The sequence below is a fragment of the Burkholderia sp. BCC0322 genome (assembly GCF_902833045.1).
Taxonomy (GTDB): Bacteria; Pseudomonadota; Gammaproteobacteria; order Burkholderiales; family Burkholderiaceae; genus Burkholderia.
In genome coordinates this window covers 1-387 of the sequence record NZ_CADFDU010000056.1, presented here as the reverse complement: position 1 = coordinate 387, position 387 = coordinate 1, and the positions used below count along the sequence as shown (strand labels likewise).

Here is a 387-nt window from a genome sequence, read left to right as displayed (position 1 = left end):
CCTGGTTGGCCTGCGCCCTGACGCTGGGCGGGCGAGCCCGCCACTGGCAATACCCGCTGCGCGAGACGGCCAACACCCGGCACAGCCGGCTCACGCTGTACTGGTCGCGGTGTGAGTCGATCCAGGCGTACCTCACCGCGACCCCCTTCGCGAAGTACGCCGTTGCCTTTCGGAGGATATCGATGTCGAGCTTCGCGCTGGCCAACTCCTTGCGCAACCTACTGACCTCGGCCTCCAGATCGCTGACCGGTCGACGACTGGAGCTCGGCGTGCTGGGTAACGGCTCCGTTGAGCTTCCCCTGAAATTTCGCCTTCCAAGAGGTCGTGTATAAACTCGACGGAAAGGAAGGAAATCAGGCATGTTCAAGGTACCGAAACAGGCATACA

1 pseudogene is annotated in these 387 nt (G+C 62.0%); it reads right to left on the bottom strand.

Going from position 1 to position 387, the window contains the following annotated elements:
• Positions 1 to 274, bottom strand: a pseudogene (locus HWX39_RS35860) (IS3 family transposase); the annotation flags it as partial.
• Between the last annotated feature and the right edge of the window lie 113 nt (positions 275 to 387).